This window comes from Paenibacillus chondroitinus NBRC 15376 (genome assembly GCF_004000765.1).
Taxonomy (GTDB): domain Bacteria; phylum Bacillota; class Bacilli; order Paenibacillales; family NBRC-103111; genus Paenibacillus_E; species Paenibacillus_E chondroitinus.
Genome location: NZ_BILW01000052.1, coordinates 1 through 16361 on the forward strand (window position 1 = coordinate 1; position 16361 = coordinate 16361).

At 47.9% G+C, this 16361-nt stretch carries 19 protein-coding genes and 1 tRNA gene; 9 read left to right on the forward strand and 11 right to left on the reverse strand.

From position 1 onward, the window contains the following. Positions 1-77 precede the first annotated feature (77 nt). Both PCH02S_RS31420 and PCH02S_RS31425 read right to left on the reverse strand, forming a co-directional pair. A complete protein-coding gene (locus PCH02S_RS31420; protein WP_127458047.1) occupies positions 78-1229 on the reverse strand; it encodes a glucose 1-dehydrogenase in 1152 nt (383 codons plus the stop codon). Between the two features lie 18 nt (positions 1230-1247). Further along, on the reverse strand, positions 1248-3284 hold the full coding sequence (locus PCH02S_RS31425) for a glycoside hydrolase family 15 protein (RefSeq protein ID WP_127458048.1): 2037 nt from the start codon (positions 3282-3284) through the stop codon (positions 1248-1250). 170 nt (positions 3285-3454) lie between these two features. On the opposite strand from PCH02S_RS31425, the gene PCH02S_RS31430 reads away from it, so the two are divergent. Further along, entirely contained in the window at positions 3455-4123 is a 669-nt protein-coding gene (locus PCH02S_RS31430) for a helix-turn-helix domain-containing protein (RefSeq protein ID WP_127458049.1), read from the forward strand. Positions 4124-4241: 118 nt separating this feature from the next. Beyond that, the gene (locus PCH02S_RS31435) at positions 4242-5357 is read left to right on the forward strand and encodes a phosphodiester glycosidase family protein (protein ID WP_127458081.1); all 1116 of its coding nucleotides are present in this window, start codon (positions 4242-4244) and stop codon (positions 5355-5357) included. Positions 5358-5411: 54 nt separating this feature from the next. Here the strand turns inward: PCH02S_RS31435 and PCH02S_RS31440 are convergent, their stop codons facing one another. Both PCH02S_RS31440 and PCH02S_RS31445 read right to left on the reverse strand, forming a co-directional pair. Continuing rightward, positions 5412-5783: a YtxH domain-containing protein gene (locus PCH02S_RS31440; protein ID WP_127458050.1), complete on the reverse strand. Its 372-nt coding sequence runs from the start codon at positions 5781-5783 to the stop codon at positions 5412-5414. A 14-nt stretch (positions 5784-5797) separates the two neighbouring features. Further along, a complete protein-coding gene (locus tag PCH02S_RS31445; RefSeq protein ID WP_127458051.1) occupies positions 5798-6244 on the reverse strand; it encodes a DUF948 domain-containing protein in 447 nt (148 codons plus the stop codon). A gap of 170 nt (positions 6245-6414) precedes the next feature. Between PCH02S_RS31445 and PCH02S_RS31450 the strand changes: the two genes are divergently transcribed. Further along, the gene (locus tag PCH02S_RS31450; RefSeq protein WP_127458052.1) at positions 6415-7047 is read left to right on the forward strand and encodes a bifunctional 4-hydroxy-2-oxoglutarate aldolase/2-dehydro-3-deoxy-phosphogluconate aldolase; all 633 of its coding nucleotides are present in this window, start codon (positions 6415-6417) and stop codon (positions 7045-7047) included. A gap of 188 nt (positions 7048-7235) precedes the next feature. Continuing rightward, entirely contained in the window at positions 7236-7373 is a 138-nt protein-coding gene (locus PCH02S_RS35995; RefSeq protein ID WP_164819813.1) for a hypothetical protein, read from the forward strand. Positions 7374-7624: 251 nt separating this feature from the next. Here PCH02S_RS35995 and PCH02S_RS31455 read toward each other — a convergent pair whose 3' ends face one another. Beyond that, complete coding sequence (locus PCH02S_RS31455; RefSeq protein ID WP_127458053.1) at positions 7625-8254, reverse strand: helix-turn-helix transcriptional regulator; 630 nt, start codon at positions 8252-8254, stop codon at positions 7625-7627. Between the two features lie 84 nt (positions 8255-8338). Then, entirely contained in the window at positions 8339-8770 is a 432-nt protein-coding gene (locus PCH02S_RS31460; RefSeq protein WP_127458054.1) for a DUF86 domain-containing protein, read from the reverse strand. Between the two features lie 350 nt (positions 8771-9120). On the opposite strand from PCH02S_RS31460, the gene PCH02S_RS31465 reads away from it, so the two are divergent. Together PCH02S_RS31465 and PCH02S_RS31470 are read left to right on the forward strand one after the other, a co-directional pair. Continuing rightward, positions 9121-10353 (forward strand): Gfo/Idh/MocA family protein, encoded by a 1233-nt coding sequence (locus PCH02S_RS31465; RefSeq protein WP_246069335.1) that lies wholly within the window; start codon positions 9121-9123, stop codon positions 10351-10353. A 71-nt stretch (positions 10354-10424) separates the two neighbouring features. Continuing rightward, positions 10425-11471 (forward strand): acyltransferase, encoded by a 1047-nt coding sequence (locus PCH02S_RS31470; RefSeq protein WP_127458056.1) that lies wholly within the window; start codon positions 10425-10427, stop codon positions 11469-11471. 13 nt (positions 11472-11484) lie between these two features. Here PCH02S_RS31470 and PCH02S_RS31475 read toward each other — a convergent pair whose 3' ends face one another. Beyond that, positions 11485-12150, reverse strand: coding sequence for a tetratricopeptide repeat protein (locus PCH02S_RS31475; protein WP_127458057.1), 666 nt, complete (start codon positions 12148-12150; stop codon positions 11485-11487). 174 nt (positions 12151-12324) lie between these two features. Here PCH02S_RS31475 and PCH02S_RS31480 point away from each other — a divergent pair, with 174 nt between their 5' ends. After that, positions 12325-12588, forward strand: a complete 264-nt coding sequence (locus PCH02S_RS31480) for a hypothetical protein (RefSeq protein ID WP_127458058.1) — start codon at positions 12325-12327, stop codon at positions 12586-12588. A gap of 33 nt (positions 12589-12621) precedes the next feature. Here PCH02S_RS31480 and PCH02S_RS31485 read toward each other — a convergent pair whose 3' ends face one another. Together PCH02S_RS31485 and PCH02S_RS31490 are read right to left on the reverse strand one after the other, a co-directional pair. Beyond that, the gene (locus PCH02S_RS31485) at positions 12622-13026 is read right to left on the reverse strand and encodes a hypothetical protein (protein WP_127458059.1); all 405 of its coding nucleotides are present in this window, start codon (positions 13024-13026) and stop codon (positions 12622-12624) included. Positions 13027-13089: 63 nt separating this feature from the next. Further along, the gene (locus PCH02S_RS31490; RefSeq protein ID WP_127458060.1) at positions 13090-14916 is read right to left on the reverse strand and encodes an ABC transporter substrate-binding protein; all 1827 of its coding nucleotides are present in this window, start codon (positions 14914-14916) and stop codon (positions 13090-13092) included. A 116-nt stretch (positions 14917-15032) separates the two neighbouring features. Between PCH02S_RS31490 and PCH02S_RS36000 the strand changes: the two genes are divergently transcribed. Next, positions 15033-15182: a hypothetical protein gene (locus tag PCH02S_RS36000; RefSeq protein WP_164819815.1), complete on the forward strand. Its 150-nt coding sequence runs from the start codon at positions 15033-15035 to the stop codon at positions 15180-15182. Here the strand turns inward: PCH02S_RS36000 and PCH02S_RS31495 are convergent. Beyond that, positions 15157-15675 (reverse strand): VanZ family protein, encoded by a 519-nt coding sequence (locus PCH02S_RS31495; RefSeq protein WP_127458061.1) that lies wholly within the window; start codon positions 15673-15675, stop codon positions 15157-15159. The two genes, PCH02S_RS36000 and PCH02S_RS31495, sit on opposite strands and share 26 nt — an antisense overlap. 15 nt (positions 15676-15690) lie before the next feature. Further along, a complete protein-coding gene (locus tag PCH02S_RS31500) occupies positions 15691-15978 on the reverse strand; it encodes a hypothetical protein (protein WP_127458062.1) in 288 nt (95 codons plus the stop codon). Between the two features lie 199 nt (positions 15979-16177). Between PCH02S_RS31500 and PCH02S_RS31505 the strand changes: the two genes are divergently transcribed. Then, a tRNA-Ala gene (locus tag PCH02S_RS31505) sits at positions 16178-16250 on the forward strand. Positions 16251-16361: the final 111 nt, after the last annotated feature.

Genomic DNA, 16361 nt, shown 5'->3' on the forward strand with positions numbered 1-16361 from the left:
CGTAGCGGCGTAAAACACGCTTAACTTCGCGAAACATAAAAAGCCAAGCAGGCGCTTCCCAACCTGCTTGGCTCTATTCATACCGAAAAGCTGTACTCAACTTCGTTCGTTTGTTTCACCAGGCCGCGCCACTGTTCCACCGGAACGATGTCGACGACCGCTTTGATCGGGATGCTCGCAAAGTCCAGCTTCGGCACGGCCTCCAGCTTCATCCGGTTGGTGACCAGCCGGTCAAGCCAACCGGGGTACACCCGCTCCATCTGCTGCAGCCGATAGATGGCTGTCTCAAAATCTTTGCGTGCCGCGTTCACCGAACCGATCACGCATTTGTTCTCCAGCACCATGCTCTGATTGAGCATGTCGGAGGAAATCTCCAGCTTGCGGTCAGCTGGCGTGACCCCAAGCAGCGCCAGCACGCCATTCGGCGCCAGCACAGCCATAGCCTCGAAGGCCAGCGGGCTGAAGCCCGTGCATTCGAGCACAAAATCTATCGGCTTACCGAGTCCCTCCGCGTAAGCCGTCAAACCGCCGTCTTCGTCCGCGGTTTGATACACGCCCCCGCAGTCCTTAACAAGCTTCGCTTGCAGACTATCCTGCGGGGATCTCGACCAAACGTACACGTCCAAGCCGAGCAGCCTGCACGTTATAGCAGCAAGCAGCCCTAACGGGCCTGAGCCAAGGACGAGCGCTGTCTTCGGCTCCCAGATCAGCCGCTGCTGTACGCGCAGCACCTGATCCCACACTTTCTCTACAATGCTCTGCGGCTCAACCAGAACGCCGTGTTCGAGCAGATCCGTAGGAACTTGTACGAGATAACGGCCGTCTTCTCTGTAATATTCGGAGAGGAAACCGTGGGCGCCTTTGATACCACGCTCCACAAATTCCCCGGTTTGACAAAAGTCTGAGTGACCGTTCCGGCAATTAACACAGCTTTGATTCCGGCAGGGCCGCCGGACAATGGCGGTCACGAGATCTCCTGCTTGGAATCCGCTCTCTGCGCCAGCTTCTGCAACAACCCCTAAAGATTCATGGCCTGTCGTCAAGTCGTCCTCCCCTTGCGGGGGAACGCCGTACTTTTCCTGCAAAATTTCCTTATCCGTGCCGTCTAAACCTACTGCCAACACCTTGACAATTACCTCTTGCGGATGAGTTATCACGGGATCATCCACGGTTTCCAGCGCAATCGAAGGGTTACCTTGCCGCAGTTGTTTGACGCGAATCGCTTTCATCTCATCATCTCCTCCCAACTATTGAACAATTGGCTCCAACACTTTGTCTTCACTGGCATCCGCCGCTTGTTTGGTTCCTGTCGAGGTCATTTTTTTTAGTTTAGATAAATATTCTTGCGTAACTTTGATAAAAGAAGCGTGCGACCATGTTAAAGGTGAAACGGAAAGCGGCGCGCCTGTGAACGGATGCACCTGCTCCGCCATTGTGCCTGAGGGGAGCGCATGCCGTATTGCCCAGAACATCAGATTTTCCGCTTCTTGCAAATCTTCAATCACTTTTGCCGAGGCCACCAGCCATTCCGCATACCAAAGCGTACAGATAAACCACGGATTGCCTGGCACCTTAGCGACATCATTCGTCACCTGATGGTAGTAGTCATTTTCATACCTGGCGATGCCGCCGATATCCGTATGTACCCACAATTTCTCTTTTAGAATCTTCATCGTCGCCACGATCCTTGGATCCTCCAGTTCGAACAATCCAAAATCGAATAACCCGTACATACTCATATCCATCGTATAGTCAGGCACATATTTATTTTCATCATAACTCCAATATAAAGCTCGTAAAAAACGATTCTGGTCAGCCGCAAACAACTGCTGTTCGGCAGCCTTTTTCACCTGATTCGCGATATCGGCATAATAAACGGCCCGCGCTTTATCCTGGTGATAATCGGCGAAACGAGCGGCAGCAACCAGACCCGCATAGACAGAGGCGACGGTAAAGGCTAGCACGCCATAGCGCTCTTCCCAGAGATCGTAGGAGGGCAGCGGAAGCCCGGAAGCATCCCGATAATGAACGAGAAAGTCCGCAGCGGGTTTCACAAATTTCTCGTAATCTTCACGGGAACGTTCTATCGTGCCGGCCAGCTTGTGATGATGCCACAACGTATACAGAACAAGTGCCGTTTCATCTTCTTGAATGGCCAACTGCTTTTTCCCTTGACCGTCCACCCATGGGTGCCAGCTTGAGCCTACGGAGCTATCGGGATTGTATTTGTGCATGAGATACCCTTCAGGCGTCAATACTTTTATGCAAAAATCAAAAAATTTCCTGGACAGCTCATAATACCCAGCCCGGTCTAAGGCATGAGATACCAGCGCCCCGTCCCGCGGCCACATATAGGAGTAGGTATCTTTGGCAAACTTCAAAATATCCGAGTCATTTGCTGCAATAATGGCGCCACGATTGTCAACATTCGTTCTAGTGATCAACAGGCATCTTTTGTAAAAGGAAGCCAATTCCGGCTTCAGCAAGCTAAGCTGATGAGCATCCTGGTTGACCCATCTTACCCAGTGATCATGGGTGCGCTGCAGCAAAGCTTGTGGGGACTCTGTGCGCAGCAAGTTTTCCAATCGCTCGACCTCCTGCTTCGTATGGCCGAAGCAAACCCAGAACCACGCTTCTTTCGAGCTTTTGGGAGGCAGCGTCATGGTCAACTCAAGCGTCCCGTCAACAGAACCCTGTGCAATCGGATTTCCCCCTAAATGGCCGTCTTCCGCATCACGCCATGTCCCTTCAAGGCCATGTATGCCTTTCTGCCCCGTTGCATAACCGCTGGGATACGGCTTATCGACATCCGGAGATAAACCCGACAACGACATATAACGATGCCCTTTATAAAACAGAAGCGAATTTAGCTCCGGGTCAAAATAAATGGTATCGCCGACACCGTTGCCATAGATTTGCAAATCCAAATGAAAGTAAAGTTTGATCTCTCTTTCCTCATCAAACTGGTTTTCCATCTTTATTTTGCGTAAAAAAACATTTTGTTGAACATCTACACCATCTCGAATAACGAAACTTAATCCCAATCTCTCATGAGCGCATTCAACGTTCGTAACCAGCGAATCTTCTAGGTATTTCAGCTTTTTCGAAACTTCCGGATGGTCGATCCAGAAGAAATCTCGCGCACACCAAATACCAAAATGTGAAAGATGATCGCTAGATTGATTCTCTTGACCTACTAAAGGGTAATACATGTCACGAATATTATAAGCAGCGTCAAAATTAATGAGTACATTCCCGTTCCCAATGGGTAAATCTCTTGCCATGCGATCAGCCTCTTTCCATGATGATGCTACTAATTTTCCAATCGCCAAGCATAAATATGCACGCAGCCCGCATGGCAGGGATTTCAGGGAAATAGCACCAATTCAAGCGTAAACATTTTCATTTCCACCAAACTCATTTACAATTAAACAATATGGAGGGATTCATCATTATGAAGCAATTAGAAGGATTCGGTAAATTTTTGGAAAGCTTACGGGGCAAAATGTCCCTGCGCGAAGCAGCTAACAAAAGCGGACTTTCACACGCCTACATCAGAGATTTGGAACTGGAGCGCAATCGCTCGACCAATGAGAAAATCAACCCATCGCCTGTTACGTTAAAAAAGCTGTCGGATGCCTACAACATTCCATACACCGATTTAATGGAGAAAGCTGGCTACCTCGAGAACGAGAGTGAGCAAGCAAGCAGTAAAGAAGCCTTGCAGGAACCGGTTTCCATGAACGATACATTATTTATTGAAGTCAGCTCGAAAGAAATGATTTATCACACTCGTTTTGAACGTATAAGCCAAGCTGTAAACTCGTTGCTTGATTTCAGTCTTTTCTTGGATAAGCTCGAAGAAATGGGCTTTAAAAAGATGGATACCGACCTTTTCGTTAATATGAATCATGTGCAAAAATATATTGAAAAAGAAGGTAAACTTTATTTTGACACGCTAGGCATTTCAAAATTTGTTGTTATTGCCGCCATCCGACAAAAGAAGTACCACGATCTCATTATTCGCAGCGTAGCCCGGAATACGGGAAAGGGCTTGGAATTTCATTACGAGCGTCCTTCTGCAGCAGATTCATTGCTGTCTTCAGTAAAGCGCCCAATCTAATACAAATTGTTAAAAAGGAGTAAAGTTCATGAAGAATGAAACTTTACTCCTTTTTTTTCGTCTATCTATAAAGGTTGATTGCATTGATTTTTTGGCAGAGAGGATTGGTAAAGAATTCATGGCTGTTCAACAGACCGCCTCCACACCATCTCGACTAGCGAGAAAGAACAGAAAACGTTCTGTGGGCTTGCGTTTATTTCTGTATACGATTTTTAGTTTTGTCCTTCTTTCTATTCTGTCTTTATGTTGGTTTTTCCTTACAGCGTCAGGTACGACTGTTCGGCTCATGATGGCCGATACTTTGATTACAACCCAGCATCGCGATTGGGCCAAATATTTAATTGGCTCCGAGGAATTGCAGAAACGCGTAGAAGCTTATTGGAAGAAGTTTGACGAAATGGGCGATGAGAAAGATAAAGGCATCGTACAGATTGAGCCTGTGAGTTCTACAGCCCCGACGGCGGCCGTCAAGAAGGAACTCGTCACCATTGAACCCATTTCAGGGACGAACTTCAAAGGGCAGCTTGTCACGATTTCTGATCCAAAGAAGCTTCGCATTGCCGTTCCTGATAAAGTAGGCAAAGGCGAGAAAGTATCCTCCATGGTCAAAAGAACGGGAGCGATCCTCGGCGTTAACGGCGGAGGATTCATCGACCCGAACTGGGAGGGGAACGGGTTCCAACCGGAAGGCATCGTCATGTCCGGCGGCAAAATCTTTTACAATGACAAAGGCATGAACGGCACTGTGCAAGTGGTTGGCATCGATAAAGAAGGCCGTATGATCGCCGGCAAATATAAAGTCTCCGAGCTGGTGGCTATGGGAGTTCAGGAAGCTGTTTCCTTTTCCCCGCGGTTCATTGTCAACGGGGTTGGACAAATCAAAAGCCAAGCGGACGGCTGGGGGATTGCTCCGCGTACCAGCATGGCGCAAACGAAAGACGGCTCCATTCTTTTCGCCGTCATCGACGGCAGGCAGACGCACAGCATAGGAGCAACGCTGTACGATATTCAGGAGATTTTCCTGGCGCATGGCGCTGTCACAGCCGCTAATTTAGACGGTGGAGCTTCTACTGTTCTTGTGCACAATAATGCCATCATCAACAAGCCATCCAGTGAATACGGGGAGAGGTATCTTCCTACGGCATGGCTGGTCTTTGAACATCCGGAAACGGCTCCCATCAAAAACGTATGGGAAGGCTTGGATATTCGCAAGATTGATCCATCGAAGTGGTAAAGGCAAAAAGCAGCAAGCTCGAATTCAATGAGCTTGCTGCTTTTTTGTTATATTTTAGCGATTTCCTAGAATGACTAAATCTTCTGCCGCTTCAGATGTTTCGACATCATCTTGCAATTCCGCATCGTCAATCTTGGACTCTTTCCAGGAACGAACCGTGCCCACCACATTTGTTGCCGTGTCTTTTGCTTTGCCTACGATATCAGATGTTGTGGTGCTAACGGATTTTGCAACCTCTTGCGTTTTTTGCGAGACCGAAGTAGCCAGCTGAACCGTCTTGTCGCTAACGACTTTGGCATTCTCCGCAATGTCGTTTCTAAGCTCGCGTCCGGATTTCGGTGCGAACAGCAGAGCTGTCGCTGCGCCCAGTAAACCTCCAACAATCGCACCGATGAGAAGATCTTTACCTTTTTTTTCGCTTGCCATGTGAAATCCACTCCTTAATGGTCTGATTTGGCTTTCCGATTCGCCTGCCACCTCTGCCACAGCTCATACCCCGTCGTTGCCCACTCCATGACGTCCTCTATCCGCTTCTGGTGGGTATGTACAACCCTTTCCGCACCGTTAAGCGAATCACTCATCATGCGTGCACCTTTGCGAAGGACCGAAGCGACATCCCCTATAGCTGCTCCAGTCTTCTCGATGGATTGAACGGTTGACTCTAATGCCAGCACCTGCATGTGCACCTCTTCGGTCAGCTGGCCCGCTTTGTTCAGCAATTGCTCAGCCTCCCCTGCTGCTTTGGCTACATGCTGTTCCGTTTGAGCAACCGTATCGCTTAGTTGTTGTAACATCCTTTTTGCAGTAATCAGCATGCGAACGGCAAAAACGACGAGCACAATAAAAGCGACAGCCGAACTAACTGCACTAATCTCCATCCATGTCATGACGGGCACCTCCCGAGTCTGCAAACTGCGTTGATTGATGGCGGCTTCTAGACGAATGCCTATGAATTACTACAGTATAGGTAGGAGCAGCTTGTTTTGACACAAAAAAACTGGAAAAATTTCAGGGACCTGTCATAATGAAAAGCAAATCGAACTTCTGGAGGAGCCGCATGAACCGAGAACAAGGATTGAAGGAAATTGAACGAACGCGCATTATCGCCATTGTTCGTGGCGTGAAAGAAGCTCACATTTTTTCCGTAGCGGAAGCACTCTTGAAGGGCGGAGTTACCGTTATGGAGGTGACGCTCAACACACCCGGAGCTTTGACGATGATTAGCGAGTTGCAGGCGAAGTTGGGCGAACAAATGTATATTGGCGCTGGCACCGTACTCGATGTAGAGGATGCGCAAAAAGCTGTACAAGCAGGCGCCTCTTTTCTGGTAACGCCGAATTTGGACGAGGACGTCATTCGTTATGCGAGCCGTGAGGGGGTTCCGATTTTCCCTGGAGCGATGACACCGACCGAGGTCGTCAAAGCATGGAAAGCAGGCGCTACAGCGATTAAAATTTTCCCGAGCGCGAGCCTGGGGCTTTCCTATATCAAGGAATTAATGGGACCGCTTGACCATATTCCGATGATGGCTGTTGGCGGCGTTACCGAAGAGAACATTAAACAATTTCTTGACCTGGGCTGCTATGGGCTTGGTATCGGCGGCTCGCTGATTAATTTAAAAGAAATCGAAGCCGGCCGCTTCGAATGGGTGACGGACAAGGCTGCCCGGCTTATTGCGGCTTCGCGCTAAGTGCTGGACTAGTAGGAGCGGCGGATCAGCCGCAAATTTGATTCTTTCCTGCGCGGTTTGGGGACGGACGGAACGAATTAGCTGGCATGTTGGCGAACAAGGTGGTTTCCCCTTGGATCGGGGCGACCGAAAGGTCCGGATTTGCTGGACAGGGCTGAACAGGGCTGAACGCAACGGATCAGTACAAGATGAGATTGAACGGAGCGGAACGAGTGCCTGCCGGACAGGCAACGTTAGTAGTGATCGGACGGTGTGCCAACGACTCCGACCGTCTAACGGACTCTGCGGCTCTTATTCGGCGAAATATAGCCGTTTTGGAAATCTAACGGACTCCAGCGCCGCTATTAGCTTGTTTCTATCATGATTTCGCCCCGAAATCAGCAATTAAGGGCTCCTGTGTCCGTTAGAATTGAAACAGGACGATTTTCACGCTTTTAGCGTCTGTGGAGTCCGTTAGAATTGGCTGGCGAGGCGCGCAAGGTGGTTTCCCTTCCCATGGGGTTAGTAGGGTTGACAAAGTTAGCAACTACAAGAAAAGGCTGTCCCAGGAGTATTCTACCTTCTGGAACAGCCTTATTTATTTTTTGCTAATAATATAGACGCACTTGTTCGCGCCTTTGGCTAAGCATTCGGTGCGCTCCACGTTCGCGTCCAGCAAATTTCGGAACAAAGCAAGCTCACACTGGCAGGCTTGACCAAACGTATTCGCCACCTGGGAGATCGGGCAATTATGCTCGCTGAACGTATAGGCGTCGGCACCTGTTTGCGCCCAATCAACCATATACCCGTTTTCGTTCTGGATATGCGCTAATTCAGCTACGCGCTCTTCCAAGTTCTTATCCACCATGCGCGGCTGGTAGCGAGACTCAAGTTTATCCTGTCTGCCTTCAAAAAGCCGCTCTATCTTCTCATGCCCTTGATCTTCAAGTAACTCATCCAGTAAATCGAGAGTCAACTGCATATATTTCTTGGGAAATAATTCATCTGCCTTGGGAGCTAATGTGTAGACATTCGTAGGTCTCCCCATCGCCTGCCTGACAAGCTTCGTTTCGAGCAGATCGTCCTTCTCCATAGAATGAATATGCCGCCTGACGGCCATCTCCGTAATTCCGAGCTGTTTGGACATCTCTTGAACACTGAGAGGTCCCCCAGTTTTGAGCATGGAAAGAATCACTTTGCGCGTGGATGTCTCAAGTGTTTGATTCATTAGCTCACCTACCCTCGGAACAATCATTATGCTTCATTTTACAGCATCATATCGAAGTTGTAAATTAAGAAACATCTATGTATGTTATTCCAATTCACTCTTGATAAATGCCCTAACACTCGCACCAAACTCTTCAAATGCTGCAGGAAGCTTAGACAGAACGGGATGCAGCGCTTGACGGTTCCAGTCCACAAAATCTTGCACGAGCGGCTTTCTCAGTTTAACAAGTTCAAGCAGCGTAGCTGTCAAAGATTCAGAATAGGCACCTTCGCCGTGTACGATTTCAACGATGTCCTCATAGCTGCTCGCATCTCTTAATATAAATGCGTCGATCAACAAGCTGCCCACATCGGTCACGGTTTCAATGGCCAAGTGGAGTACCCGCTCCTGAGCCAGCTGCCAAACGAGACCGTTATCGCCTTGCTCCCACTGCTGCTCCAACTGTTTGACTGCATCGGTCAAATCCGAAAGAAACTGAATACGCGCATCAATCTGTTCATGATTAATAAAATACATCGTCTATCTCCGTCCTCTTTTTCGCCATTTCGTCCAAATCAACATTGCAAAAAAAGTAATGATAACCAGGAAAATTAACAATACCGCTTGCATGAGATATTCGTAACTCATGTACTATCACCCTCTTGACTTTCGCTGTTTTCACTTCTATATAGTGTATCGCGCTAGCTGTAGAGCGTCAAGCAAGCACTCTTGCTGCAAAAGACCAGCTCATCTTACTGTGATTTTGGAAACCATATTGTTACTTTGGACTAAATACATGGTACAGAAACCTCCTTACAATAAAAGAGATGTCGCACATATGGGAAGCAGAATTTGAAGCTTTCATAATAGGAGGAATTCTCGTGGGTATGAAAATAGGGATTGTTGGGGCTGGCCAATTTTCACAATGCTTCGTACAGCTGTTTCAAGCTCATCCTTATGTGGATGAGGTTGTTTTGGCGGAATTGCACGAGGATCGCCGCGAAAAATTCGCAAAAGCTTTTTCCCTCAAACAGACTTACGCTTCATTGGAGGAGCTGCTGAGCAGCGATGTGGATGCCGTTGCTATTTTTACACAAAGACATCTGCATGGCCCTCAAACTATACAAGCTCTGCAGGCTGGCAAGCATGTCTATTGTGCTGTGCCGATGGCGCAAAGCTTAGAGGAAATATCCGCCATTATCCAGCAAGTGCAGCGTTCCGGATTAATCTACATGACTGGGGAGACAAGTTATTACTACCCCTCTACGGTTTACTGCCGGGACCAATTCAAAGCGGGCCACTTCGGCAACTTTGTCTACGGTGAAGCTCAGTATTTGCATGATATGTCGCATGGGTTCTACGATGCTTTCAAATATTCGGGCGGGAAGGATTGGAAACAAGTGGCCGGCATTCCGCCGATGTATTATCCGACGCATTCCGTCTCTATGGTTCTGTCTGTTACCGGAGCTAAGGCGACCAAGGTATCCTGTTTGGGCTATGTCGACCAGCATGAGGATCGCATTTTTCGGGAAGGGGCTAACCTATGGGACAATACATTCAGCAATCAGAGCGCTCTAGTGCGTACCTCAGATGGCGGAATGATGCGACTCAATGAGTTCCGACGAGTAGGCTGGGGAGGGAACAACAGCGTATATATGAGCATGTTCGGAACAACCGGCAGCTATGAGGAGCATGCGGGTGGTTCTGCGTGGACTTCTCTCAAATGGGGGACGGTCGAGAATCTGACACCACAGCTTGCCTGCAAGGATCGGTATGTACATGTGAGCGATGCCAATATGAATCAAACGCTGCAAAACGATTTCCATGCCAGCCTTGCCAAGGTGCATCACAGCTTCCGTCTGCCTCATACCTTTGAGGGACTTCCTAACGGGCACTTCGGCTCGCATCAATTCCTTGTTGATGATTATTTGAAAGCCATCTACACGAAAAAATTGCCGCCAAATAACGCTTGGCGGGCGGCGGATTACTTGGTGCCAGGGTTGGTCGCTCATGAATCCTCCAAACGGGAAGGCGAAATGTTGAACGTCCCTGATTTCGGGTCGCCTCCATCCGAATGGCAGCTGCTGGATCCAGACAGTTTTGTTGCTTATCGCGATTAATTGATGTGTATTGTCCTCCTTTTTCATTCATGTTACATTGGACAAAGTGAAAAAAGGAGAAGAATACCGTCATGCCGTCAAGACCCAAACTACCCGAGATCGACCTCATCCGCGCAATCGCCATCATCGCCGTCGTGCTTATTCACAGCACATCGGGCGCTACGCTGCTTCCGATTGGGGGCGGCTCGCAAGCCATCTTTTTCATCCTGAACAAAGCCAGTTTATTCACCGTGCCGCTATTCATTTGGATCAGTGGCGTCGTACTTTTTTATACGTATTACGATCGATGGGGCCCAGGAATGTCGCGTGTTTTCTGGACAAAACGACTTCAGAGAATCCTGATTCCTTATGTATTGTGGTCCCTTTTCTATTATTTGTTTAACCAATTTATGTTTCATGGAACCGTTCGATTTGACATGATTTACTTCATCAAACTGCTTATTTCCGGGAATGCCAGCTATCATCTCTATTATATGGTCATCATTGTTCAGTTCTACCTTTTGTTCCCGCTTCTGATCTCAGTGGTGAGAAGGTTAACTTGGGTCCGCCGAGCGCTAATTCCGATAGGTATCGTCATTCAAGCCGGAGCCTACGTTATTCATCATGAAGTGCATCCCCTGCCGGAATATGCCTCGCTTTTTGTCAGCTACACCGCGCTTTTCGCCTTTGGAGCTTTCGTGGGTATTCATTATTCGGCCATTGCTGCCTGGTCTGAACGTTACAGACACTTAACTGGGAGTATCATGTTCCTTGCAGGCTCCACGTTCGTGGGGATGCTTCTTCTGCATCAGTATGGTCGGACGAGCTTCGGCAATAGTTGGTTTGAACTGGCGCTCCTCGTGTATTGCATGGCGATTCCATTATGGGCCGTCCAATGGTCGCTAAGGCGTCTTGCCGATAGCCCGAGGCTTAGCGTTGTGCTCACTGCATTAGGAGCCGCTTCTTTCGGCATCTATCTTGTGCACCCTGCGTTGCTTACGCTCTGGGGGCGCCTCACGCCGAACCAGGATCAGCTCTGGCTCTATGATCTGCACACCATCGCCGCATTCTTCATCGGCGTGCTCGGCTCTTGGCTGCTCATACGAATGTATGCAGCTATGAAAAAAGGTTCCGCTTAGCAGCGGAACCTTTTCATTTGAAGCGAGCGAGCATGGCCCAGCGACGCTGCTGTCTGCGGCTGTATCGCGGCAAGCCGCGGTAAATGTCCAGCGCTTCGCGGAACGTTGCTTTCGCATCATTGCTGCGCCCAAGCTGCTGATACAGCAAGCCAAGCCGGTAATAGGCCTCAACCGAAGAGGAGTGCAGATCACGGAACTGCTCGATGAGCTGCGCAGCTCTTTCGGGTGCAACAGGGGCTAAAGCTTCCCCTAGGCGTAAATAGGCCTCGCCATATTTCACCCTCGGGTTCAGCGCTACTGCTTGGAGCATGAAGCTCTCTCCCTTTTTCAAATCCCCCAGCTTCAGATAACAAAGTCCGATTTCGTAATGTACATCTGCGGAGTCCTCCATAATCGGCAGCGCTTGTTCCAAGTAAGGAAGCGCTTCTTGGAATTTATTGCGCTGCAGCAGGTTCCTTGCAAGCTCCAGTTTCGCAGACGTATGATGCGGGTTCGCATGCAATTCCGTTCGTAGCCTCGACGCCCTGCGCCTTAATTGAAATGGCTTAAAAATATTCGGCGTTAATCCGATAAATCTTCTATCTAACACATATAAAATGATTAATAGAATAAGAAGTGCAAGGAATGGATTGCCGACAAGTCGCCATAACAGGCCAAAAGCAAGAAATTTAAGCAGCAAAGCGATACCTCCTTTCAACTTCCTTATACTACCATAATATGAGGACTTTGGTCATCTCTTCCATAAAAAAAGCTTCCGTCCTATGACTAGCATATGAATGAAGGCTTCTTATGAATACTGATTCGAGATTTATTTCAAGCAATGCTATAATAAAAAGAAAAAGGGAGTTTCGATATGAACGAGGATCCACGCAAGGCCATTTGGCTAAAAAGAAAGCAGCTCGGCAGAAACAAATATTTAGTGAATTTCGGCCTTCTCCCCTGGGGTGTTGGGCTTACGGCCTTATTTAGCATCATTGAATTACTAAACACGCATGAGATTAGCTTAGTTTGGGTGCCTATTCGTTTAGTTTTGTTCTTTTTTATTGGTTTTTTCGTTGCGAATGGTCGCTGGATGGCGATGGAAAACCGTTACGAACCTAGAAACAGACGACCTTAACGGTCGTTTTTTTATTTGGTAGGAACAAAAAAATTAATGCAAGTAGGTTTGGTCCTCCACATCTTCCGTATGAAATAAGGCTGCTGTAAGGCTAAGCTGAAAATGCTCTTTCAACTCTTCGCGAATAGATTCGAAAGCAAGGATTTCCTCTTCAAAGTCTTCGCGTTTCCCCCATTTTTTCGATACATGGGATTTCGTTCCGAACAACTCTTTGGAAACGTCTTCATAGTCATTGTGCAAATGATTATCATACCAATCAATTTCACGGGACATGTTTTTGCGGTACACATGACTCATCTCGAATTGACTCCCTTTGGTCGACGAGAATTCAACAACCAGCGTACCTGAGATACCTTCAGCGATGACTTCGACATCTGCGCACCACACATCGTGACGTTCAAGAAATCGAACAAGATTAGCCTCTTTTATTTTGCCCATACCCATGCCCTCCTGGTCATTTATGATTGTTACCAAGAGTATTTCCAGATAAGCCAAGATTTATCAAGTACTAGGCGTGAACCATATTTTCCGAAAATCAACCCAACCCAAATCGTTAATACATACGCCTTTGATCGAATCATGATAGGTCGTTTGCTGAGAGCGGTGAAGAACGAACAAAAATGTTTTCTCCTCCTGAAGCACCTCAACTACCTCATGAAGTCTCTTAATCCTTTCGTCCCGGGATGCAATCGTGAGAATCCGGTCGATTTCCGCATCGATCCATCCCATACGTTCCGGACTTAAGTGAGCCCGAACATAGCTGTTGCACTGTTTCAGCGTCTGAATAATATGAAGATCGTACTCACTCTCCAGACAAATGTGATAAAAAATGAGATCGGCCTCGTGAATCGTGTTCAGCTGCATCATTTCCCCCATGCCTCGGGTGGTGAGCTCGATGCGTATTCCAGCTTTGGCGCACTGCGCACCAATCCACTGGGCATCTTCACTGTTGTTGCTGTAAATGTACATTTGAATCGGCTCGCCGTTGTACCCCATCTCATCAAGCAGGCGTTTCGCCTCCTCCACATCGGTACGGTACTCTGCTGACGTACGTTTGAGATTCATCGTTGGCAAAAAAGAGCTGGCCGGTGCTTCCCTGAAGCCTCCAAGCTGTTCAATCATCCTTTCCCGATCGATGACCAAATCAATCGCCTTGCGGAAATTCAGATGGCGTTGCGGCCCCATTTTACCCTCATTAAACGTTAGTAAACTGCAGCCGAGGATCGACTGCTCAATCTGATGCCATTCGATATCTTTGCCGACGGCACCGGCCGGTTTACGGGAATTCGTATGATCGCACAACACCTGCACCATATCCCAGCTGGGTCCAACCTCGGACAGTTCATGCGGCAGCAGCCAAATTTCCAATTGATCCAAATGCGGCCTGACCCCAAAATAGCCGTCAAATGCCCGAAGCTTACAGATGAAATCATCATTTCGCTCTAGTTTGAACGGCCCGGTCCCTATCGGCATTCGCCCGAATATGTTTTCGTTATCCCGGCAAATCTCCTCCGGCACGATTGCTAAAGAAGTATGCGCCAGCTGCTGCAGAAAAAGCTCATTGGGCTGCTTCAGTTCAATCGCAATAGCGCTTCGGTTCAGCACCCGCATGTTCTCAATGCTTTCCGTCATCCACCCTTGACAAGCCTTCGCGCCAAGTTCCTTGACTCTGGACAACGAGTAATACACGTCGTTCGCCGTCATTTCTCTGCCATGATGAAACAGGACGCCTTTTCGCAAATAAAACGTATAGTGAAGACCGTCCTCACTTTTCTCCCAGTAATGCGCCAAATGCGGCTCGGCTACCATCGTACTTGGGTTGTAAAGAACGAGTGTGTCGAAAATTTGATTCATCAAATGTGTATCAAAAGCAAAAAAAGAAAAAGCCGGATCCAGCGATACCAGCCATTTGTACACCGGGAAACGGAGCGTATCCCTGGAGCACTCCTCTTGAACAACCGCGCGATAGCCGAAGTAGCTGAACAGCCAGTCGACAAAAGAGTCCTGTAACGACTCTCCCCTGCCCAATTGGTGGATGAGTTCAATCGTTCCTCGATAATCCCCTTGTGCCGCCAGTTCCATCGCCTGTTGGGACACCATGTCCTCCGCCGAAACCAGAAATGTCAGCTCGGATACGTTCCCTCGGCCTCTTCCGGGCTTCCAGGAAATCCAGTCCTGCTCCATCATTTTTTTCAGCAAAATCTTGACATTCCGTGTCGTGCAATACATTCTTTCCGATAATTCTTCTAACGTAATAGGCTGCGGTTCGTGCTCTATGTCATGGGCAAAGCTGGCACGCAGCTCCAAAAAATGAGTTAACAGCTGCATGTTCCACCTCCTTCTCCAAAAGGGGAAATTGTTAAAGTGAATTATACACTTTTTGTTCCCCTTATTCTAGATGTAAACTGGATCTAACAGGAAAAGAAAGGAAGGTGAATCGAATCATGCAACCATCCAACTTATATGTATCTGAGAAATTAATGCAGTGGCAGCAGCAGGAATTGGAAGTCGAAGCTCGCGAGCTTTGGAAATTCAAATCCATCAAAAAAAGAAAAGTGTATATGATGATTACAAGTTTGTTCTTCTTCGTCTAATCGCAGCGCGGATCCCGAGAACCGCCAGCACCAAGAAAACAGCCAATAGTGCTCCTATGGAATCGACGACCACGTCAATCGCATGACCTGTGCGGCCTTCAATGAACGTTTGATGCCACTCATCGGTTACTGCATACAAAATCGAAATGATAAAGGAGGTGAGCAGTGCCATGTTTACTTGTACTCGTTTCGCAAGTAAGGCCAAGATCCAGAGCAGGGTAAGTAAAGCGAACTCGCTTACGTGCCCTGCTTTTCTTATGAAGAATTCGATAACGCCGGCGGGGTCCTGCCACGACAGTTTTTGCCCATCGTAGGTGAATGCTATATGCGGAGAGTAATTTAACAGATGAGATCCACTAAGCTTTGATTCTAAAAGCGGACGCAATGTCTGCTGCTGATAGGTCTGCCCTGACTTAAAAAAAATAAAGGCCATCCAGAGGACGGCAGCAATGGTAAACACATAAAAGATAACCTTAGAAGAAGATTGCGTCATGAAGAAACCATCCCTCTACGAATTCATTTTCTTGCGAATGCTAAATAGCGCAAAAAACTCGATGACCATCAAATTCACGGCCGACACCCCATAAAACGCCATCCCAAACATCATGCGGAACGGATCCTCCGTCACTGATTTCCACCAAAATGCTGCAGCTAAAGTCAATATAATATTTAAGGCTGTTGTTATCCAGAAAGAGAATCCGAGTCGGTTCGTTTTCCGCATTAACCACACGCCGATCACAAACGGCAAGACAAATGCTATTCCCAAGTATACCCAATACAAAACCCCGTTTGACACTCTTTCGTCACTCCTACACAATCAACTAGTTTCTTTTACTAGGTTAGCATGAAAATGTGAATGAAAACAACGTTTGGCACCGTTTGCAACAGAAACGTCGCAGGCATAAAAGACAATATGAAATATCTGCACAAAGGGCTTGCCTGCTTCAAATATTTCATGTATAATACGAAAAGTCGACGTTAATATACGACATTTCGGGGCCTTAGCTCAGCTGGGAGAGCGCATCGCTGGCAGCGATGAGGTCAGGGGTTCGATCCCCCTAGGCTCCATTGAAAAAGAAGCATCACAACCTTACGGTTGTGGTGCTTCTTTCTTTTGGAGCTGTGGGGAGAGAACCCCTGAGGGTTCGCCCGCGCGGACGGAACGGATGAGTTGACTTC